This window comes from Streptomyces hygroscopicus subsp. hygroscopicus (assembly GCF_030269125.1).
Taxonomy (GTDB): domain Bacteria; phylum Actinomycetota; class Actinomycetes; order Streptomycetales; family Streptomycetaceae; genus Streptomyces; species Streptomyces hygroscopicus_C.
In genome coordinates, this window is the sequence record NZ_BSSM01000003.1 from 491,822 (window position 1) to 511,665 (window position 19,844).

The 19,844-nt window shown below is 67.1% G+C and carries 23 protein-coding genes; 18 read left to right on the forward strand and 5 right to left on the reverse strand.

The window, feature by feature from the left end:
- Positions 1-122 precede the first annotated feature (122 nt).
- The 14 genes from QSK45_RS10325 (at position 123) to QSK45_RS10375 (ending at position 11,752) form a co-directional block, all read left to right on the forward strand.
- The gene (locus tag QSK45_RS10325) at positions 123-1,157 is read left to right on the forward strand and encodes a DUF4331 family protein (RefSeq protein WP_285555379.1); all 1,035 of its coding nucleotides are present in this window, start codon (positions 123-125) and stop codon (positions 1,155-1,157) included.
- Positions 1,158-1,339: 182 nt separating this feature from the next.
- Entirely contained in the window at positions 1,340-2,437 is a 1,098-nt protein-coding gene (nicT, locus tag QSK45_RS10330; protein ID WP_490993528.1) for a Nickel transporter NicT, read from the forward strand.
- A gap of 1,587 nt (positions 2,438-4,024) precedes the next feature.
- Entirely contained in the window at positions 4,025-4,153 is a 129-nt protein-coding gene (locus QSK45_RS38390) for a hypothetical protein (protein ID WP_395485511.1), read from the forward strand.
- On the forward strand, positions 4,150-4,401 hold the full coding sequence (locus tag QSK45_RS38395; RefSeq protein ID WP_490993529.1) for a hypothetical protein: 252 nt from the start codon (positions 4,150-4,152) through the stop codon (positions 4,399-4,401). The genes QSK45_RS38390 and QSK45_RS38395 overlap by 4 nt, the downstream gene beginning before the upstream one ends.
- Positions 4,398-4,541: a helix-turn-helix domain-containing protein gene (locus QSK45_RS38400; RefSeq protein ID WP_490993530.1), complete on the forward strand. Its 144-nt coding sequence runs from the start codon at positions 4,398-4,400 to the stop codon at positions 4,539-4,541. The genes QSK45_RS38395 and QSK45_RS38400 overlap by 4 nt, the downstream gene beginning before the upstream one ends.
- 92 nt (positions 4,542-4,633) lie before the next feature.
- The gene (locus tag QSK45_RS10345; RefSeq protein WP_490993531.1) at positions 4,634-4,894 is read left to right on the forward strand and encodes a hypothetical protein; all 261 of its coding nucleotides are present in this window, start codon (positions 4,634-4,636) and stop codon (positions 4,892-4,894) included.
- The gene (locus QSK45_RS38405; protein ID WP_490993532.1) at positions 4,861-5,172 is read left to right on the forward strand and encodes a hypothetical protein; all 312 of its coding nucleotides are present in this window, start codon (positions 4,861-4,863) and stop codon (positions 5,170-5,172) included. The genes QSK45_RS10345 and QSK45_RS38405 overlap by 34 nt, the downstream gene beginning before the upstream one ends.
- Positions 5,173-5,219: 47 nt before the next feature.
- On the forward strand, positions 5,220-5,576 hold the full coding sequence (locus QSK45_RS10350) for a Mu transposase domain-containing protein (protein ID WP_285555383.1): 357 nt from the start codon (positions 5,220-5,222) through the stop codon (positions 5,574-5,576).
- Positions 5,577-5,654: 78 nt separating this feature from the next.
- Complete coding sequence (locus tag QSK45_RS10355) at positions 5,655-6,035, forward strand: ATP-binding protein (protein WP_285555384.1); 381 nt, start codon at positions 5,655-5,657, stop codon at positions 6,033-6,035.
- 113 nt (positions 6,036-6,148) lie between these two features.
- Positions 6,149-6,403, forward strand: coding sequence for a DUF6193 family natural product biosynthesis protein (locus QSK45_RS38410; RefSeq protein WP_490993533.1), 255 nt, complete (start codon positions 6,149-6,151; stop codon positions 6,401-6,403).
- 1,843 nt (positions 6,404-8,246) lie between these two features.
- Positions 8,247-9,362 carry a bifunctional DNA primase/polymerase gene (locus tag QSK45_RS10360; protein WP_285555386.1) on the forward strand — a complete coding sequence of 372 codons (1,116 nt, stop codon included), beginning with the start codon at positions 8,247-8,249 and terminating at the stop codon, positions 9,360-9,362.
- Positions 9,359-10,879 carry a DNA primase family protein gene (locus QSK45_RS10365; protein ID WP_285555388.1) on the forward strand — a complete coding sequence of 507 codons (1,521 nt, stop codon included), beginning with the start codon at positions 9,359-9,361 and terminating at the stop codon, positions 10,877-10,879. Before QSK45_RS10360 ends, QSK45_RS10365 begins: the two co-directional genes overlap by 4 nt.
- Positions 10,876-11,277, forward strand: a complete 402-nt coding sequence (locus QSK45_RS10370) for a DUF6009 family protein (protein WP_285555389.1) — start codon at positions 10,876-10,878, stop codon at positions 11,275-11,277. Before QSK45_RS10365 ends, QSK45_RS10370 begins: the two co-directional genes overlap by 4 nt.
- A 133-nt stretch (positions 11,278-11,410) precedes the next feature.
- On the forward strand, positions 11,411-11,752 hold the full coding sequence (locus tag QSK45_RS10375) for a histone-like nucleoid-structuring protein Lsr2 (protein ID WP_285555391.1): 342 nt from the start codon (positions 11,411-11,413) through the stop codon (positions 11,750-11,752).
- Positions 11,753-11,792: 40 nt separating this feature from the next.
- Here the strand turns inward: QSK45_RS10375 and QSK45_RS10380 are convergent, their stop codons facing one another.
- Entirely contained in the window at positions 11,793-13,286 is a 1,494-nt protein-coding gene (locus tag QSK45_RS10380) for an MFS transporter (RefSeq protein WP_285555393.1), read from the reverse strand.
- A 423-nt stretch (positions 13,287-13,709) separates the two neighbouring features.
- Here QSK45_RS10380 and fdhD point away from each other — a divergent pair, with 423 nt between their 5' ends.
- A complete protein-coding gene (fdhD, locus tag QSK45_RS10385) occupies positions 13,710-14,537 on the forward strand; it encodes a formate dehydrogenase accessory sulfurtransferase FdhD (RefSeq protein ID WP_285555394.1) in 828 nt (275 codons plus the stop codon).
- Here fdhD and QSK45_RS10390 read toward each other — a convergent pair.
- The 3 genes from QSK45_RS10390 to msrA all read right to left on the reverse strand — a co-directional run bounded on the left by QSK45_RS10390 (position 14,484) and on the right by msrA (position 16,196).
- Complete coding sequence (locus QSK45_RS10390; RefSeq protein ID WP_285555395.1) at positions 14,484-14,843, reverse strand: hypothetical protein; 360 nt, start codon at positions 14,841-14,843, stop codon at positions 14,484-14,486. The genes fdhD and QSK45_RS10390 overlap by 54 nt on opposite strands.
- 187 nt (positions 14,844-15,030) lie before the next feature.
- On the reverse strand, positions 15,031-15,498 hold the full coding sequence (locus QSK45_RS10395) for a nuclear transport factor 2 family protein (RefSeq protein WP_285555397.1): 468 nt from the start codon (positions 15,496-15,498) through the stop codon (positions 15,031-15,033).
- 143 nt (positions 15,499-15,641) lie between these two features.
- The gene (gene msrA / locus QSK45_RS10400; RefSeq protein WP_285555399.1) at positions 15,642-16,196 is read right to left on the reverse strand and encodes a peptide-methionine (S)-S-oxide reductase MsrA; all 555 of its coding nucleotides are present in this window, start codon (positions 16,194-16,196) and stop codon (positions 15,642-15,644) included.
- Between the two features lie 563 nt (positions 16,197-16,759).
- Between msrA and QSK45_RS10405 the strand changes: the two genes are divergently transcribed.
- The 3 genes from QSK45_RS10405 to QSK45_RS10415 all read left to right on the forward strand — a co-directional run bounded on the left by QSK45_RS10405 (position 16,760) and on the right by QSK45_RS10415 (position 19,156).
- Positions 16,760-17,554 (forward strand): SDR family NAD(P)-dependent oxidoreductase, encoded by a 795-nt coding sequence (locus QSK45_RS10405; RefSeq protein WP_285555401.1) that lies wholly within the window; start codon positions 16,760-16,762, stop codon positions 17,552-17,554.
- Positions 17,555-17,684: 130 nt separating this feature from the next.
- Entirely contained in the window at positions 17,685-18,731 is a 1,047-nt protein-coding gene (locus QSK45_RS10410; protein ID WP_285555403.1) for a sensor histidine kinase, read from the forward strand.
- 62 nt (positions 18,732-18,793) lie between these two features.
- A complete protein-coding gene (locus tag QSK45_RS10415; protein ID WP_285555405.1) occupies positions 18,794-19,156 on the forward strand; it encodes a response regulator in 363 nt (120 codons plus the stop codon).
- An 18-nt stretch (positions 19,157-19,174) separates the two neighbouring features.
- Here QSK45_RS10415 and QSK45_RS10420 read toward each other — a convergent pair whose 3' ends face one another.
- A complete protein-coding gene (locus QSK45_RS10420; RefSeq protein ID WP_285555407.1) occupies positions 19,175-19,834 on the reverse strand; it encodes a response regulator transcription factor in 660 nt (219 codons plus the stop codon).
- Between the last annotated feature and the right edge of the window lie 10 nt (positions 19,835-19,844).

Consider the following 19,844-nt stretch of genomic DNA (forward strand, 5'->3'; position numbering starts at 1 on the left):
GGGTTATCCCCATGGGAGTCGTATGGGCAGCACTCGACCGACTTTGGAGCCGTCTCGACAGATCGCGGAACAGCACCTCAGCAGACTGTAGAACACCGTTCAGACAGGAAAGCGAGAACACCATGTCCCACCATCTCGACTCCCCCATCGCCCGCCAGGACCCCCGCCTGGACATCACGGATCTGTATGTGTTCCGAGGTGAGCAGGGCACCGTGTTCATCACGGATCACAGCCACTCCCTCGCCGGCGAGGACATCCCTCGGGGCCTGCACCCGGAGGGCAAGTACGAGTTCAAGATCGACACCAACAAGGACGCCGTCGAGGACGTCACCTATCGCTTCACCTTCGCTGACGCCGACGCGAACGGCGTGCAGACCTACGAGGTTCGCCGCCTGGCCGGGCCGGACGCCCATGACGGCTTCGCCGAGGGCACGGTCATCGGACACGGCCGCACCGGCGAGACCCTGAAGCTCCCGGGCGGAAGCCGCGCCTGGGTCGGCAAGGCCGGCGACCCCTTCTGGATCGAGCCCGACGTCCTGCACGCCGTCGGTCACGCCTTCCAGGACGGCACCACGGTGGATCTGTCCGCGTGGGACCCGAAGCAGGCGACGAACCTGTTCGCGGGCCACACCGTCTATTCGATCGTTCTGGAGATCGCCGACGAGGCACTGCTGCCGATCGCCGGTGCGGACCGCAAGATCGATGTGTGGGCTGTCGCGTACCTGGCCACCGACGCCGGCGGCTGGCGTCCGATCAACCGGGCCGGCCTGCCGATGATCCACCCGCTCTTCACCCAGTACAACGAGTCCCTCGGCGACCGTCTCAATGAGAACGGGCCGGCCGACGACGTCGAACTGTACGGAAAGGCACTCACCGAATCGGTGGCAGGAGTCGTCCGCGCCTACGGCACCTCCGACGACCCCGAGGCCTACGCTCACACCGTCGTGGACAGAATCCTCCCCAACGTGCTGCCCTACGTGGTCGGCACCACGGCGTCCTACGGGTTCGCCCAGTGGAACGGCCGTACGCTCACGGACAACGCCCCGGATGTCATGTTCTCCTTCGCGAGCAACACACCGCTGAGCCTGGGCATCGGCAAGGAATCGATCACGGCCAAGCCCTCGAAGACCTTCCCCTATGTGCCGCCCGCGGCGTGAGGGCTGACGACAACAAGCCGTGCGGGGCTGTTCGCAGGTCCGCACGGCTTTTCCATGACCGCTCCTCGGCACCCGGCAGCACGCATAGGCACGCACCCCGAAGAGGTACGACAATGTCCGCTCCCGTTCCGACGCTCGGCCCCCTCCCCTCCCCCAGTCGCATGTCCACGGTTCGGGGCGCGTTGACCAGAACGGAGTGGTCGCGGCTGGCAGGCGTCTTCGCCGTGGTCACCGCGCTGCACGTCATCGGGTGGGGCATCCTCCTCACCGTCGTGACACCCCACCACTTCACCGTGGGACAGAAGGGATTCGGTGCGGGCATCGGTGTCACCGCGTACGTCCTGGGAATGCGGCACGCCTTCGACGCCGACCACATCGCGGCCATCGACAACACCACGCGGAAGCTGATGGACTCCGACAGACGCCCCCTGTCAGTCGGCTTCTGGTTCTCCCTGGGGCACTCAAGCGTCGTCTTCGTCCTGTCCCTCCTCCTGGCCACCGGCGTCAAGGGACTCGCCGGCCCCCTCCAGAACGACAACTCCACACTGCACACGTTCGCCGGCTGGCTCGGCACCCTGGTCTCCGGTGCCTTTCTCTACGTCATCGCGATCATCAACCTGCTGGCCATGATGGGCATCTGGAAAGTCTTCCGTGGCATGCGCACCGGCCGGTACGACGAGAGCGAGCTGGAGGAGCAGCTCAACAGGCGGGGGCTCCTCAATCGTCTCCTCGGCCGGCTGATGAAGTCCATCACCAAGCCCTGGCAGATGTACCCGCTGGGTCTGCTCTTCGGCCTAGGCTTCGACACCGCCACCGAGATCGCCTTGCTCGTCCTCGCCGGCTCCGGCGCGGCCTCCGGGCTGCCCTGGTACGCCATCCTCTGCCTGCCGGTCCTCTTCGCCGCCGGTATGTCGCTGCTGGACACCATCGACGGCTCGTTCATGAACTTCGCCTACGAATGGGCGTTCTCCAAGCCCGTCCGCAAGGTCTACTACAACCTCACCATCACCGGCTTGTCCGTCGCCGTCGCCCTCGTCATCGGCTCCGTCGAACTCCTCGGCCTGCTCACCGACAAGATGAACCTGCACGGCGCCTTCTGGGACTGGATCTCCAGCCTTGACCTCAACACGGTCGGCTTCATCGTCGCCGGCCTGTTCTTCGCCACCTGGGCCATCGCCCTCGTCGTATGGAAGTTCGCCGATGTGGAAGCGCGATGGACGCAGGGCCTCACACACCGCCGCGTCACAGCGGAAGGAACCACCACCGGCCTAGTCCAGTGAAACTCCGGACCCTCTCTCCTCGGTCGAGGTGTCCCCGTCATCGTGGGAAAGCGCAGCATTGAACACCTCCACCAGTTGAGTCGGCATGCGATAGCCCTGCACCTTCCCGAAGCCAGGCCCCACAGGGACAACTGGCGCTGACATCCCACCAGGCCACCATCCCAAGCGGACTCCTCGCTCCAACGTCTGCTTCAACGCTCCGGCGTGACCTCGGAGACTGGCACCGGGACTATGACGCAGCGCCTCGGCGGATACGAAGCCTCCGCCTGCCACGGCACCCTGAACGATTCGACGAGCCCTTCCGGGCAACGCCTCATAGAAGCGTGCGGCACGCTCCACATCCCATTCGGTGTCCACTCGCACCTGCCCCGCATGCCTCGCCAGCAGTTGCAACAGGTCTCGCTGGAACTCCTCGCTGGGCTCCTTGACGGTCAGGACGATTTCCATCGCGCACGCCACTCCCGGTTTCTTCTCGTCTATTTACGTCTACTGTAACGGCTGCACAGACCAGGGGATGGGGCAACGGCAAGGAAACCAGGAGTTGAGCGAGGGGGAAGCGCCAGACCGAGAGTGGGATGCCAGAGCCTCCCCCGTGGGAGCCGCGGACCGAGCGTGCTATTACGGCGTAATAGTCAGGGCGTCCGCCAACACCTCCCACCCCACCATCTTGGTGCGGGGCGAGGGGATCTTTCTGACGAGCAGTGGTCGGTGCTGGAACCATTGCTGTGGCGGAACCTGCCGACGGACCACGGGCCGTGGCAGACGGTCTATACGCCGCAGACGCCCGGCGTGCCGGCCAGACACAGGAGGAACCGCCGAGCGGGAGCACGGCCTGGGCCAGTCCAGGGAGGCTTCCCCACCAAGATGCACCAAAGCGCGGGATCGGGTGCACGATCTCGGAGTCGGCCTCGGTCGCCGTCGTAGACAAAGGCGGCTATGAAGTCGTCCGCCGTGACGCCACCCGACAAGCACGAGGTCACCACCCCGACCAGCCGCAACATCGCCCGCAGCCACACCATCGGGTTGGCCGCCCGTCACCACCCCGGACGACCAACCCGAGACGAACGCCCGCTGCTCGCTATTACGTCGTAATAGCGACCTCATCATCCTGTCCAACAGCGCGGCGCGGGACACTGGTGCATAGGGGAGTGCACTGCGTCGAAGAGGCGGCCCGCACTAGAAGTATCCCGCGCCTGGGCTCCGCCACTCCGCTATTACGCCGTAATAACCGGGCACCCGTCACTCACACCCGAGATCCCGATCGGCGCGGCGCACTGCTGCGCCGACAGCTATTACGCCGTAATAGGCAGCAGTGTTCCGGTGGCGGGGTGCAGTGATCACATTTATCGTGCTGTCGGCAACGCCCCCAAATGTACCGCTTCCAGCGGATGGAAGGTGGCCCGCCCGGAAAGCGTCTGGCTCGTGGACGGGTGATCAGCGTGGAGGACTGGGCGGAGATCCGGCAGCTGCATCGGTCCGAGGGCATGCCGATCAGGGCGATCGCTCGGGACCTCACGGACGACGGTACGGCGGGCAGTGTGCAGTGACCGGCCGCCGAAGTATGACGGGGCGACGAAAGGATCGATCGTGGATGAGGTCGAGCCGAGGGTTAGGGAACTGCTCGATGTCTGGCAAGACATGACGACGACCGTGGTGGTGGGCGAGCAGATCGGAGGGCTGACGGTTCATGATCTCTGCGGTGTCCCGAGTACATGAGGTATGCCCAGGACGGTGGTCTGACCGGCGAGCGCCGGTTCTCCCATGAGAAGTTGCGGTTGGAGGCGGCCGAGTGCTTCCGGCACGGCGACGAGAACACGGTCATCGCGCACGACCTCGGGCAGCGTCCGGTCCGTGCAGCGCTGGCGCAAAGCCTGGTGATAGAGCGGGCCGAGAGCCCTGGCCTCGAAGAGCCCGGCCTCGCTGCCGCTGCTGAACGACGACCTGTTCGCCGTGCTGGAGCGTGAGCTGTTCAGGGATCCGGTGGCGCACGGCTGGCCGGGACCAGACCTGGACCCTGTCACGGATCAAGACGCTGATCGGGCGCCGGTTCCACAAGAGTTACACCGTGCAAGGAGTGACAGCCCTGCTCAAGCGGCACGGATGAAGCTGCCAGGTTCTCGCTCGCCGCGCGATCAAGCAGGACGAGAACATGGTGGCTGGCTGGGTGAAGGAGACCTGGCCACAGGTGGAAGGACCGTGGCGGCGCTCGACGCCTGTCTCGTCTTCGAGGACGAGGCCGGCTTCTCGATGACGCCGCCGACCACCCGCACCTGGTCCCGCCGCGACTACGCCCCCGTCATCCGCGTCAGAGGCCGCTCCCGCCGCCGCTCATCGGTCGCCGCCCTGGTCTGCTACAAGGCCGACGAACCCTCGATGCTGATCTACCGGCCCTGCCCCGATGCCCGGTCCGACGGACGCCCGGTATGCGCCGCAACATCGCCGATCCCGACGATCTGATCACCGCCGCCCGGCGCGGCCCACGCCACCTCCAGTACCGACACGACGTACTCGACGGCTGCTTCGCCGACACCGGCCTTCCCACACCATCGCGACCACATCACCCTCTAGAGGTCAGTAACCGGCTGGGGACGGTTCCGAAGGCTCTGGTCTGGGACAACGAGGGGGCGATCAGTTCCTGCCGGTGCAGCAGGCCCCGGGACTTCGCCGCGCTCACGGGACTGCTGGGGATCCAGATCGTTCAGTACCGGCCGGGTACCCGGGAGCGAAAGAGCTGAGCAAGCGGGCAAACAGCTATCGGGAGACCTCGTTCCTGCCGGGCCGTGTGTTCGCCTCGACATCCGTTTTCAACATCCAGCTGAAGGACTGGCTGCGGCCGGCGAACCGCGACACCTGCGGCTACTCGGTCCACCCCTTTTCCGTCGGCCGCCGGATCAAGGTCAAGGCCGGACTGGACGAGGTCCTTGTGTTCCGCGAGGGCACCGAGGTCGCCCGGCACCTCCGCTGCTGGGCCCGCCACCTGACCATCACCGACCCGGCCCACTCGGTGGCGAACCTCGGCGGCGAACCTACGACCGGACCTTCGGCGTCATCGAGGGCTGCCGGGCAAGGAGGAGATCGCATGACCACCACCACGGCCGCGTCGTCGGGCCGTGACGTCACCTCCGAACTCGCTACCTGACCCGGGGGACTGAAAGCTCCCGCGCTGCGGGAGTCAACGTCGAGGCCGGCCGAGCGGGCGAAAGCCGAGCAAGCTTCGATGAGTATCGTCTGGCCGCCTGCCTTCGGCGGGGGGCACTGCCCGCGACGCGCAGGAGCCGAGAGCCGCATCCACGCGGCCCGCTTCTCTTCCCGCAAGTCGCTGGAGGACCTGGACCTCGACTTTGACCTCGACCATCAGCGTTCGGTGAAACGGGAGACGAGCACCTCTCTGGGGAGCCTCGACTTCGTCGCCGACAAGGAGAACATCATCTTCCTCGACCCGCCCGGAGCGGAAAGACCCACCTGGCCACCGGCCTGGCACCCAGGCCTGGTCCGCCTCGCGGAGGCTCACGAGACCAGCCGCCTGGACGACGAGCCGGTACGGCTCGGCCGGATCCCATTGATCGTCGTCGACGAGGTCGGCTACATCCGAGAATGATGGACATCAACTAACAGACGGTCCACTTTTCGTCCGTTGCCTCCGGTCCACGATTGCGCTGCTACCAACAACCCGGGCACCCGTCACGCACACCCGAGGGCCCGATCGGCCCGGTGCACTGTTGCGCCGACAGCTATTACGCCGTAATAGGCAGCAGCGTCGCGGCCGTCGAGGCGGCGGGGAGAAGCCCACCTCCGTTTGCCGAGCTGGTGTTGCTGACGCACGCCGAACCACTGCTTCGTCCGCTCTACCTCCTGGCTGGGATGTGGGAGCCGCACTTCAGCACGTGCACACAGATCCGCCACTCCTCGGACGTCCCCGAACCAGTCCTCGCATCGTCGAGACGGGCGGCGCCCAAGCTGCAGTAGCGATGGTCATCGATCACCTGCTGGCACACTGCGTCCCGGCCTTCATCAGCAATGAAGAGGAAATGACCCGCCTACGCCCAGGCCAGTGGCCGGACCGGGGGAGCTCCGGCCTTCCCGGAAAGTTGTGGAGGGAGGCTATCGAGCGACTCCGGTACGACGAGGAGAGCGCGATCATCGCCCACGGCCTGCGGAGCAGCGTCCGGTCAGTGCAGCACTAGTGCACAAAGACTGGTCACTGAGCGCTGAGACTCATGGCCACGACAAGCCCGGCGCGGCTGCCGCTGGTGAGCGATGGTCTGTTCGCCATGCTGGCGCAGGAGTTGCACAAAGAGCCAACGATGCACGACTGGCCAGACCAGACCTGGGCTCTGTCGCGTCCCAAGGCCCTCATCAGACACCGATTCCACAAGAGCTACCCCGGGCAAGGTGTGGCCACCCCGCTCAAGCAGTACAACTGGAGCTGTGCTGCCAGGTCCCCGCGCACCAGGCGCTCAAGCACAACGAGGCAGAATGGCCGGTGGGGGAGAAGACGGTAAAGGCGACCTGGCCCGAGCGGGAAGGACCGTGGCGGTGCTCGGTGCCTGGCTCGTCTTCGAGGACGAGACCGGCTTCTCCATCAATCAGCTGACCACCCGCACTTGGTCCGCTGTGACCGCCCCCATGACTCGTACCCGAGGCCGCTCCCGCCGCCGCTTATCGGTCGCCGTCGTCGTCTGTCACAAGGCTGACCCAGCCTCCCGGCTGATCTACCGGCCCCCGCCCGGATGCCTACCCCCGACCATCGCAAAGCTTCTCCTGGAAGGACTACGGCGACCTGATCCAGACCGCGCACCGGACAGCTCGGCGGTCCGGTCGTGCTGGGCGGGACCGACGACCTGGTCACTGCGGTCCGGCGCGGCTTACATCAAATCCAGTCCAGCCCGACGTCTTCGACGGTTGCCTCATCGTGCTGACGGCGGCCTGCCGCAGGGGGCGAGGTCGGGGTGGGAGAGTAGTGCCGCCAAAGTAGCAGCGCCCGGCGAAGGAACGCCCACAGCCCACAGCCCGGGGGCCGCCGACGGATACCTCCGCACTTGAGAAGTGTCCGGCGTGTTACACTTATAGGCTTCCGTCTTGGTTGCGTTGACCAGCCAGAGGGGCGCCCCGGTACCCCAACCGTTGCTGCGCATGAACCTCGTCCCCCTACCACCGATTCATCTGTCCGTCTTCAGACAGCATCCCCTCGCCGGTATCAACTCCCGAGCGCGCCTGGAGGTTACGCATCCGGTGGGAGCTGGTGCGACATCAACGGGGACGCAGCGACTAAGCGACCGAAGCGACCCAGATCCAACATCTGTGCAGTGCATACACCTTGGCCGACCGGTGTGGGGGTTCAGTCGCTGCCCTTCAGTCGCTGCCCACCTCGGGTCGTGAGCCCGTCACCTCGCAGCGACTGAAGAACAGCGACCGGGAAAAGCGTTCAGTAGCTGGCTCAGTAGGGCAGAAAAGCCCAGGTCAGAGGGGGTGTGCTGGGCAGTGCAGCGACCGAAGCGACCGAAGGTCCCTATATATGAGGGGATTATGCGTGTGCGCGTGGGCGTCATAGATAGAAGGCTTCAGTCGCTACAGTCGCTAATTGGATCTGCCTACCCCATCTGACCTGCGGTTTTTTGAGCGACTCAACAGCAGCGACTGAAACTTCTCAGTCGCTGGCCCCACTGCCTCAGTCGCTTGGCGCCTCGGCGAGCACGCGAGCGTTCCCACGCGTCCGCGTCCCACGGGTGGGCATTCCATGCTCCCTGCGCTTACGTTCGCTAGTCTGTGTGCGTCACTGGGTAGCTTCGGTCGCTGGTAGGGGGTCTGTATGTCCGCTGAACTGGGCTTTTCAACCAGCGGCCCAAGCCAGGTGCGCCGGGAACGTTCAGTCGCTTCCTCCTCCCTCGCGACGGCCCGCTGGTGTGCCCGCCGGGGCTGGCCCGTACATCCGCTGGCTCCTGGCCGCAAGACACCGGCCGCCAACTGCGCGGCCTGCCGCGCCACTCCGCACACGGCTGCCGAATGCGTTTGTCTGCCTCTCGGTCGCTGGTGCCATGGCTTCCACGCAGCGACCCTCGACCAGCGCCGTATCGACCAGTGGTGGGGTACGAACCCGGACTTCGGTGTCGGAGTCGCCTGCGGGCCCGCCAACCTGGTGGTCATTGACATCGATGCCCACGCTGTCCAGCCGCCGGACCGCAATCGCATTCTCCCGGGTATCACCATCGGTGAGCAGATCGACCTCAGCGGGCTGTCGAACGGCTTCCATACCCTCGCGGTGCTCGCGGCGCTCCGGGACCAGGAGAGCCCCGCCGACGACGACACGACCCTGCGGGTGCGCACCCCGTCGGGCGGGATGCATGTCTGGTACCGGGCCGTGGACTACCGCCGCTGGCAGTGCTCGTCCGGGTCAAGCAAGGGACGCGCCCTCGCCTGGCAGGTGGACGTGCGTGCGCACGGCGGCTACATCGTGGCGCCGGGCACTGTGACCGACAAGGGCACGTACACTGCCATCGGCAGCGTCCGGGAACCGGCGGAACTGCCCAAGTGGCTGGCGCAGGAGCTCGAGCGGACCGGGCACCTGCCCGCACCCAACATCCCGGCGCCGCGTCCGGTACCGCCGAGGGCCCAGCAGGCGGTCCTGGCGGCGGGTGGGGCAGCGACCGGTGCCGAAAGGGCTCTGAAAGCCGTTCTGGCGCCCGTGTGGGCGTGTGGGCGGCTGGCGGAGGGCGCGGGCTTCTCGGAGGCCCTCAACCGCGCCGCGTACACCCTCGGAGGCCTGGTGGCGGCCGGACGTATGACGAAGGCGGAGGCCGAACACATCCTCACCGAGACCGCCGAGGCAGTCCGGCCTGGACAAAGCCGTCGGGCTGAACAGATCATCAGCAGCGGCCTCACGGCCGGCTCCAAACGGCCCCTGTACAACAGCGGGGGACACCTGTGACATCGTTGAGCAACCCGAAACTCTTCGACTTCGATCCCGCCGCGGTAGCGGCCCAGATCCGCAGTCAGGTCGCCGTGCCCCTGCCGGCACAGAACGACTCCGGTCGTGTCAGCGACCCGAGTGTCACCGCTGCGGGTCTGCTTCCTGACACCTTGTCGGACCGCGGCAACGCCAAACTGTTCGTGAAGCTGTATGCCAACGACTACCGGCATGTCCCGGGCATCGGCTGGTACAGGTGGGACACGACCCGCTGGCAGATCGACGAGGACGACACGGTCCTGTGGGCCGCCGGGGACCTGGCCGAGAACATCGCGCTCCAGGACCCGCGGGGTGCCTTCACGGCGGCCTCCCTGGTGCAGCACCGCAAGCGTTCGCTGTCCACGGCGGGCATCAACGCGATGCTGGCGCAGGCCAAGTCGGCCCCTGGCATGGTCCTGAACGCGGCGCGGCTGGATGCCGATCCCTACGCGCTGTGCACCCCGGACGGGATCGTGGACCTGAAGACGGGACTGATCAAGGCTCCCGATCCGAACAAGGACTTCCACTCCCGCTCCACCACGGTCGGCCCGCAGCACGTGGCCACCCCGAGGTGGAACCGGTTCCTGACCGACACCTTCGGCGACGACGCCGAAGGGACGGAGATGATCCAGTTCTTGCAGTTGTTGCTCGGTTATTCGGTCACCGGCGACGTCGGCGGCCAGGTGCTCCCGTTTCTCTTCGGATCAGGAAAAAACGGTAAGTCCGTCCTCCTGGACGTGTTGATGAGGCTTCTCGGGGATTATGCGGACGCAGCGCCGCCCGGATTTCTGATGGCGAGGCCCTACGAGGGACACCCGACCGATCTGGCCGAACTCCACGGACGCCGCGTCATCGTCTGTTCGGAAGTGAAACCCGGGGACAAGTTCGACGAGGCGCGGGTGAAGCTCCTGACGGGTGGTGACCGCATCAAGGCCCGGCGTATGCGCCAGGACTTCTTCAGTTTCCAGCCCACCCACAAGCTCTGGCTGCTCGGTAACCACCGTCCGGAGGTCGGGACGGGTGGCTTCGCCTTCTGGCGGCGTATGCGGCTCATCCCCTTCGAGCGGGTCGTCTCCGACGACCGGAAGATCGACAACCTGGCCGACATCCTGGTCACGGAGGAGGGCCCCGGCATCCTCGGCTGGTTGATCGACGGCGCGCGTGGCTATCTGAAGGGCTCCAGGGATCTGACGGGCCCGGAGCGGGTAAGGATTGCCACGAACGCCTACGCGGAGACGGAGGACCACACGGGCCGCTTCTTCGAGGAGTGCTGTGTCCTGGCTCCCGACCTGCGGGCCGAGCAGACGGGTCTCTACAAGGCGTACAAGGACTGGTGTCACAATGAGGGAGTGCCGCCCATGTCTTCTCGTGCCTTCGCCACCCGGGCCCGGGAGCTCGTCGGATTGGCGTCACCGAAGGAGATGATCCTGTCCAACCAGCGGAAGTACTACCCGGGTATCGGTCTGCTCACCGACGAGGAGAGGGAAGCCGTCGCATGAGCTCCTTGATCACCGAAGACGAGATCAGCCACGAGACGGCTCTCGTCTGGCTGGAGGACATCGCGCAGCTGGACTACGTTCGGCAGAGTCTCGACCGGCTGCCCACCCGGCGGGGGAAGCCGGCCTACCATCGTGACGGACGAATGGTGGGGTACGCCTGCCTGAGCATGGAGGCAAAGCCGTCACGCTCCTCGGGGACGTTCCGCCGCCGGGTGTTCTGGCTGCTCCCGCACGACCGCGACAGCGAACCGGAAGGTCTCTACGCCAAGGGAGCGCCCGCCGAGGCCGTGGACCCGCGCACCTTGTCGGCACGGGTCAAGGGCTACAAGACGGAACGCTCCGAAGGCGGGCCGCCCTCCAGTGCCATGCAGGAACTCGGGATAACTCTCCCGATTTGAGAGCGTGGTGTACGTACGGCGTCCTGTTTGGCGGAGCCGTCATCCGGGCCTGCGGCTTAGCATGCTCACCAAGAGGACCGAAGAACTTGATCCCGTTACGCCGGTCCCATGGTTCCTCCGGAGGAGATGCTCAATGGCACGGGCCACCGTCACCATCTACACGGATGATCTCACGGGGAAAACCGGCGACAACATCTCGGCGCATTCGTTCAGTGTCGACGGCGTCAGTTACGACATAGACCTGGCTCCGGAGAGCTATCAGCGACTTCTTGACACACTCGCACCCTTCGTCCAGGCAGCCCGCCGCCAGGGCGCTCCCAAAGGCCGCCGGACGCCGCAGCGCGGTGACACGTCGAAAGCCGCCCGGATCAGGGAATGGGCCCGGAAACAGGGCATCGAGGTCAACACCCGGGGCCTGGTCCGCCAGGACATCGTCGAGCGGTACGAGGCGGAGGCGGCCACGGCCGACCGGTAGGCCCTGTCACTCGGTGAGCGGTGACAGGGGACCGGATGGCTCAGCCCGGGTGGGCCTCGTCGGCCGAGGGCGGAGGCGCCGCCTGCCGTCCCTCACGCCGATCGGTACGCCAGTCCGTCACCGCCAGTGCGAGAGAGACCAGGACCGCGAGAATGCCGGCACTCACCGACAGGGCGACCGCGGCGGACGGGCCGTCGTGGTCACCCTTCACCAAGTAGTACAGCCCGGGAAGAACCGCCGTACCGACGGCCGCGCCCAGCCGCTGGCCGGTCTGGAGCGCGCCGCCCGCGACCCCCGCCATGCTGACCGGCACCTCGCGCAGGGTCATCGTCACATTGGGGGAGATGACGAAGCCACTGCCGATACCGCTCACCAGGAGCGCAGGCACCAGCGCCCAGATCGCTGTTCCCGGCGGTACCAGCCACAGCAGCAGCGCGACAGCCGTCAGGCCTGCCGTCACCGCGACCAGCCCCAGCACCGTCAGCAGCCTCCCCAGGCGTTCCACGAGACGGCTGGCCACCACCGCGGCCACCGTGCTGCCTATGGCGAACGGAGTCACCGCGAGGCCCGATTGCAAAGGGGAGTACCCCAGTGCGTCCTGGAAATAGAGCGCGAACACCAGCCAGATGCCGCTGAAACCCACGAAGTACACGGTGGCCAGCGCGGCTCCCGCCGCGTACCCGCGGACGCCACGGATCAACCGGGGTGCCACCAGGGGTTCCAGACCGCGTGCGGAGACCCGGTCCTCCCAGCGGGCGAAGCCGTAAAGCAGTAGCACACCGACGGGGAAAAGCCACCACAGCCGGCGCGGACCTCCGGAGTCGGCCTGTACGAGCGGCAGCATCAGCGCGAGGACACCGGTGCCCAGCAGACCGACGCCGGCGAGGTCCAGGTGTCCCCGGGTACCCGGGGACGACCGGGGCAGCAGCCGGCGGCCGAGGAGCACCGCCGCCACACCGATGGGGACGTTGACGTAGAAGATCCAGCGCCAGCCGTGTGTGCCTGTGGCCAGCGCGAGGATGACGCCGCCCGTAATGGGTCCGACAGCGCTGGAGATGCCCACCGTCGCGCTGAACAGACCGAAGGCCCGCGCCCGTTCCGAACCCGTGAACAGCTGCTGGATCAGGGCCGAGTTCTGTGGTGCCATGAAGCCGGCCGAGACTCCTTGGAGCAGCCGTGCGAGCACCACGAGACCGATGCTGGGGGCCGCGCCGACCGCCGCGCTGCACACCACGAAGGCCGACAGGGAGACGAGGAAGATGCGGCGTCGGCCGACGGCGTCTCCGAGCCGCCCGGCCACCACGAGGGCGAGCGCGAAGGTGAGCGCGTACCCCGACACGACCCATTGGACGGATGACGGTGTTGCGCCCAGGTCGCGCTGCACGGACGGCAGGGCCACGGACACGATCGTCACATCAAGCAGGATCATGAAACCGGCCACCAGCGTGACCCAGAGGGCGTGCCACCGTTTTGGGTCCTGGCCGGTGGCACGTTGTGCGTCCGGCTGGACGGTGGTGCGAAGCTGGGGACTCACCGCGACTCCTTTCGCCACTGTCCCGCAGTGTGTCCGCCCGGGGCAGGTGCGGGCATCGCACGAATATGTGCTTCGTCCGGTGGTGGCCGGGTGCGGTGCGTCCGGCGCGGACGCCGTCAAATGACGGATGCCCGTGCGCCGGGTCCCTGCCTACGTTGACGGGGTACGACGCAGTGCTCGCCGTGCTCCGTGGGAGGGGCCGGGTTGTCCAGGGAAGCGTGATCCCCGTCCACGGTGAGGCAGGCGGTCGCGCGGCAGGCTTCTTACGCCACGACCTCTCCGGCCGAAGAGACCGGCGGTAACCAGTCCGGCAGGTACGCACGTAAGCGCCGGACGCCCGCTGTCTCACCACGCCCGGACCCCTACGGAGACGTGCCGAGTGCGTGCGAAGGCCATTCGACACATGGTGAGGACGTGCCGGTCATGGGGAGAGCCGCGATCAACCGCAAGGTCGTCAGGGTGCGCCACGGGAATGTCTCGGTATGGGCGGACACGGTGGCCGTCGAAGAGCCGCTGGAGATCCGGCTGAACGGGGAGGCCCTGGCCATCACCATGCGCACCCCCGGCGACGACTTCGCGCTGGCGGCCGGTTTCCTGGTCAGCGAGGGGGTGCTCAGTTCGGTTGAGGACCTGCGGACCATCACCTACTGCGCCGGTGCCACGCAGGACGGACGCAACACGTACAACGTGGTGGACGTACGGACAGCCACCGGAGTCTCCGTCGAGCGGTTCACACTGCAACGCAACTTCTACACGACGTCCTCGTGCGGCCTGTGCGGCAAGGCAAGTCTCGATGCCGTACGGACCACCGCGCGCTGGCAGTTGTCCGACGATCCCGCCCTCGCCCTGTCCCCGGAACTGCTCGCGACCCTGCCGGACCGGCTGCGGGAGGGGCAGAAGGTGTTCTCGCGGACGGGCGGGCTGCACGCGGCAGGGCTCTTCGACGAGCGAGGTGTCCTGCTGGACCTCCAGGAGGACGTCGGCCGGCACAACGCCGTGGACAAGCTGGTCGGGCGGGCTTTTCAGAAGGGGCTGCTGCCGCTGTCCCGGGCCGTCCTGATGGTGTCGGGACGGGCGTCGTTCGAGCTGGTGCAGAAGGCCGTCATGGCCGGCATTCCGGTGCTCGCGGCGGTCTCCGCCCCGTCGTCCCTGGCGTGCGAGCTGGCTGGGGAGGCCGGGATGACGCTCGTGGGCTTCCTACGCGGCGACTCCATGAACATCTACAGTGGCGAACGGCGGGTTCTGCTCTGAAACCGACGTCGCGCACGGATCGCTCAACGGCGGCACCGTGGTCAGGACACTGCGACCGTCGAGGTACTGGATCGTCCAGGACGAGCAGAGCGAGCCACCCGTCGACTCGCCGCGGAGCACGAGGAATCGCAGAGCCTGGCGGTCGACCACGGTGACGCTCAGCCCGGCCACCGGGCCCGCGAACAACTCGTCGAAGTACTGACGCGCGTAGTGCGGGCCCGCGCTGTCGGTGCGGAAGAGCCGCTCGAAGGCGGCCGCGTCACGGTTCTGCACGGCCGCGGCCGCCTCACCGCGCAGCCGGGACACGGAGGTTGAACCACGCGGGGCGGGAGCACGTCCGTTCTGCTGCCCGATGCAGTAGCAGATCACCCCCAGCCATAGGCCGAAGACTGCGAATACGGCCCATGTCCACGGAGTTCTCGACACGCGGGGCATGCAGGTTTCTCTCGGTGCGGTGGGGGACAGGTGGATCGCATGAACAGGGCGGGTCGCCCTAGTACATGGGGAAGTCGTGATCGGGGCCGCGCTCGGCCTCCGACCGTGGCCCGAAGAAGCGCCGGTCGGACTCGGGAATCTCCACGTCGTTGATGCTGGCCTCACGCCGGCGCATCAGTCCGTTGTCGTCGAACTCCCACAGTTCGTTGCCGTAGCTGCGGAACCACCGGCCCTCGCGGTCGTGCCACTCGTACTGAAAACGCACGGCGATGCGGTTGGCGTCGTACGCCCACAGACTCTTGCGCAGGACGTAGTCCAGTTCGCGCTCCCACTTGGTGGTGAGGAACGCGATGATCGCCTCACGTCCCGTGACGAACTCGTCCCGGTTGCGCCATATCGAGTCCGGGGTGTAGGCGAGGGCGACCTTGCGCGGATCCCGGGTGTTCCAGGCGTCCTCGGCGGACTGGACCTTGGCCCAGGCGCTGTCGCGGTCGAACGGTGGGAACGGCGGACGCGATTCCGTCATGGCTGGTCTTCTCCTTCGGAGGGGGAGGGAGGCGGGTCGGATGGAGGGGGTCACCGGGCACCCTTCCCTTCCCTCACGAGTGCCCGGTGACCCAAGCCGCGGAAGCCCAGGTGTCCCCACTGTGCGCCGCGGCCGACGGTGGGTCAGGCCGCTGTCGGCGGCTGGCCGTGCGGTTGTCCGGAGGCCCGGGTGAGCCGGCCGTCCTCGGCGGGGAGCCGCCAGTCGGGCCGTATCCAGTGGCAGGTGTAGCCGCCGGGGTGCTTGCGCAGGTAGTCCTGGTGCTCCTCCTCGGCCGACCAGAAGGGGCCGGCCGGTACGACCTCGGTCACCACCTTGCCCGGCCACCGGCCGGAGAAGTCGACGTCGGCGATCGTCCGCAGAGCGGTTCGGCGCTGTTCCTCGCTCGTGTAGAAGACGGCCGAGCGGTAGCTGCGTCCGATGTCGTTGCCCTGCCGGTTCATGGTGGTCGGGTCGTGGAACTGGAAGAAGAACTCAAGGAGTTCGCGGTAGGTGAGCACCTCGGGGTCAAAGACGACCTCCACTGCCTCCGCGTGGTCACCGTGGTTGCGGTAGGTAGCGTTCGGCGTGTCACCGCCGGTGTAACCGACCTGGGTACGCAGGACACCGGGAAGGCCCCGCAGGAGTTCCTGGGCGCCCCAGAAACAGCCGCCGGCCAGAAGAGCGCGCTCAGTTGGCATGGTTGAACACCTTCGATCCCTCGCTCGTACTTGGTGACGACCGGCTGCCGGGTCGGGGAACGCTCCGGCAGCCGGACGCCTTCGCGCGGCCGACGCGATGGATTCCAGGATTCCTCGCGGACCAGCACCGTGCGATGGGGCAGGCCCTATGGGTGCCACGGCCTTCTCCTGGGGACATCCCCAGGAGGGGGATGGTAACCACACTTGACAATCATGCGGCCAGAGAAAGACACGTGACATCAATATCAGTCGTCCGAGTGTACGTATCACGTACACTCACCAAGTGATGTCTCGGCCCTATGCTTCATGCAACGGCGGAACGTCCGGACACCCCCCGTCCGGGTCGTTCCGCCGTCGCCGAGTTGCGGTGTTGTCGTGGGGGCAGCGCCCACCTCGGTGTGCGACGGGTCGGCGGACAGCGCCCCCGCGAGGTGTACATCTCGTGCTGTCCGGCGACTTGTCCCGTCCGTTGGTCCGTCTGCCGAGGGCGGCCGTGCCAGACGTTCTCCCGCGGGTACAGGTGCGCCGAGGCACACGAACGAGCGGGAAGAGGACGGCGGGACATGCACATCGATCTCACGGGCCGGACGGCTCTGGTCACCGGCTCCACCCAGGGCATCGGCGCCGCCATCACGAAGGAACTGGCGAGGGCCGGCGCACGGGTGGCCGTCAACGGCCGCGGCGAGCAGCGGGTCGAGGAGGCCGTCGACCGGCTGACCCGTGAGGTACCGGGGGCGGACCTGGTGCCGGCCGTCGCCGACGTGAGTACCGAGGAGGGCGCCGGTCGGCTCGCCGAAGTCCTTCCACAGGTCGACATCTTGGTCAACAACCTGGGCGTTTTCGGCTCCGCCGACCCCCTGGAGATCGACGACGCCGAGTGGCGGCGCTATTTCGAGGTCAACGTGCTGGCCGCGGTACGGCTCACCCGGATGTACCTGCCGTCGATGACCGAGCGCGGCTGGGGGCGCGTCCAGTACATCGCCAGTGACTCGGCCGTGGTCGTCCCCGCGGAGATGATTCACTACGGCATGACGAAGACGTCGCTGCTCGCGGTCAGCCGCGGCTTCGCCAAGAAGGCGGCCGGGACCGGGGTCACGGTCAACTCGGTGATCGCCGGACCCACCCGTACCGGGGGAGTGGAGGACTTCGTGTACGGGCTGGTCGACCGCTCGCTCCCCTGGGAGCAGGCGCAGCGCGTGTTCATGCGCGAGTACCGGCCGCAGTCCCTGCTGCAACGGCTGATCGAACCCGAGGAGATCGCCCACATGGTCGTCTACCTCAGTTCCCCGCAGGCATCGGCGACCACCGGCGGCGCGCTGCGTGTCGACGGTGGTTACGTGGACGCCATCCTGCCCTGAACCGAGCCGCCTGGGCGAGGGTTTGTGCAGGAGAAGCAGATGTCGGGCGGCCTAGGAAGGTGCGGCCTGGTCTTGTGCCGGTTGTCGCGGTATGTCTTGAAAGTCCGCGGCTGAGCAGAGGAGTTCCAGAGTGCAATCGATCCAGATGGTCCTGCCCGCCATCCTGGACAGCGTCTCGCAGGTCGTCTGGGTCGTCGATCACCAGGGGCGCATCCTCTACACCAATCCTGCGGGTGTGGCGGCGCTCGGCTATGACGACGCCGAGGAACTGGTGGGTCTGTCGAGCCACGAGACGCTGCACCCCCACCGGCCGGACGGCACCCCCTTCCCGGCTTCCGAGTGTCCGATGCTCCAACCGGCGACGACCGGAATCCCGGCTCACGGCAACGACGAGTGGTTCAAGCGGCGTGACGGCTCCTTCTTCCCCGCCTCCTGGTGGGCCGCTCCCATCGATCTGCGGGAAGGGCGAGGGGTCGTCTACTCGTTCTTCGACGCGACCGAGAACCGTGAGTTGGAACGAGCCCGGCGGGAACGGGACGCGGCCCGCATCCGTGCCGACGAGTCGCGTGCCGCGCAGCGCCGGATCATGCAGAGCATCGAATCGGTGCGCCGGCAGACCGCCCGTGATCTGCACGACGGGGCTCAGCAACGGCTGGTCAGCCTGCTGATCGGCCTGCGCCTGACCCGTGACCTGCTGCCGGACGCCGCTACCGACGCCGCCGCGCTCCTCGACCAGGCCGTCACCGACGCCCAGACCGCGATCGACGAGCTGCGCGAGCTCGCCTACGGCGTCTACCCTTCCGTTCTCCAGGCCAAGGGACTGATGGCGGCAGTGGAGTCCCTGGCCGAGCGCTGCGCCGTGCCGACGACCGTGGAGGGGGAGTACCTGCGCCGGCTGCCGGTCGAGGTCGAGTCGAACGCGTACTTCGTGATCGCGGAGGCACTGACCAACGCGGTGAAACACGCGGACGCCTCGCACATCCGCATACGGATCGAGCTGGGGGGTGTCCTGCGCATCGAGGTCGCCGACGACGGAATCGGAGGCGTGGCGCACGGAGCCGGCAGCGGTCTCACCGGCCTCGGCGACCGGGTGAGCGCTTTCGACGGGATTCTCGTCATCGACTCACCGCCGGGTCGGGGCACCTCGGTACGTGCGGAGATTCCCGTACCGGAATGAACCGCAAACCGTGGGGCTGCCCCTATGGCCCGGACCGCGCGACGCCGGGCATCCTGGATGACATGTCCGTCAACATCGTGGTCGTCGACGACGACCCTGGGTTCCGTCGCATCGCGAAGATGCTGCTGACGGCGCGCGGTATGCATGTCGTCGCCGAGTCGGAGGACGGCGTCTCGGCCCTGGCAGCGGTACGCGAACACCGGCCGGACGGTCTTCTGCTTGATCTGCACCTGCCTGATCACGACGGAGTGGCTGTCGCCCGCATGCTGCGGGCGGAGACACGGCCGCCGCGGATCGTGCTCACCTCCACCGAGCAGTCGTTCTGGTCGGCGGACGAACTGCGCCAGGCGGGGATCGAGTCCTTCATCGCCAAGGACCGGTTGTTCGACGCCGACCTGAAGGCGATCTTCGGTCCGACCGCCTGAACTCCGCGCGGCTCGGCTCTACTGCTTGAGATAGCGCAGCACGGCCAGCACCCGCCGATGCTGGCTGGACGTCGCCTGGCTGAGACCGAGCTTCATGAAGATCCCCGTCACATGGCGCTCCACGGCGGGTACGGTCACCACGAGCTTGCGGGCGATGCCGCTGTTGGAGTGTCCCTCGGCCATCAGCGCCAGCACCTCCCGTTCCTTGGGCGTCAGTGCCGCCAGCGGATCTTCCTTGCGCTTGCGCCCGACGAGAGTGGAGATCACGTCGGGGTCCAGCGCAGACCCGCCGGCCACCACCCGCTCCACGGCGTCGGTCAGGACCTGTGGGCTCGCGACCTTCTCCTTGAGGAGATAGCCCACGCCGCTGGGATCGTCACCGACCAGATCGAGCGCGTAGGAGGCGTCGAGGAACTGGGAGAGCACGATGACGGCGGTCTCCGGCTGCGCGCTGCGGATCTCCTGTGCGGCCTCCAGGCCGTCCGCCGCGAGGTTGGGCGGCATCTGGATGTCGGTGATCACGACGTCCGGGCGCTCTTCCTTGGCGACCCGCACCAGGTCCACCGCGTTGTCCACCGCCGCGATCACGGTGATGCCGGCGTTACGCAAAATGGTCGCGATGCCCTCGCGCACAATGGCCTGGTCTTCTCCGAGCACGGCTCGCAAGGGTTCACTCATGACAGCATCC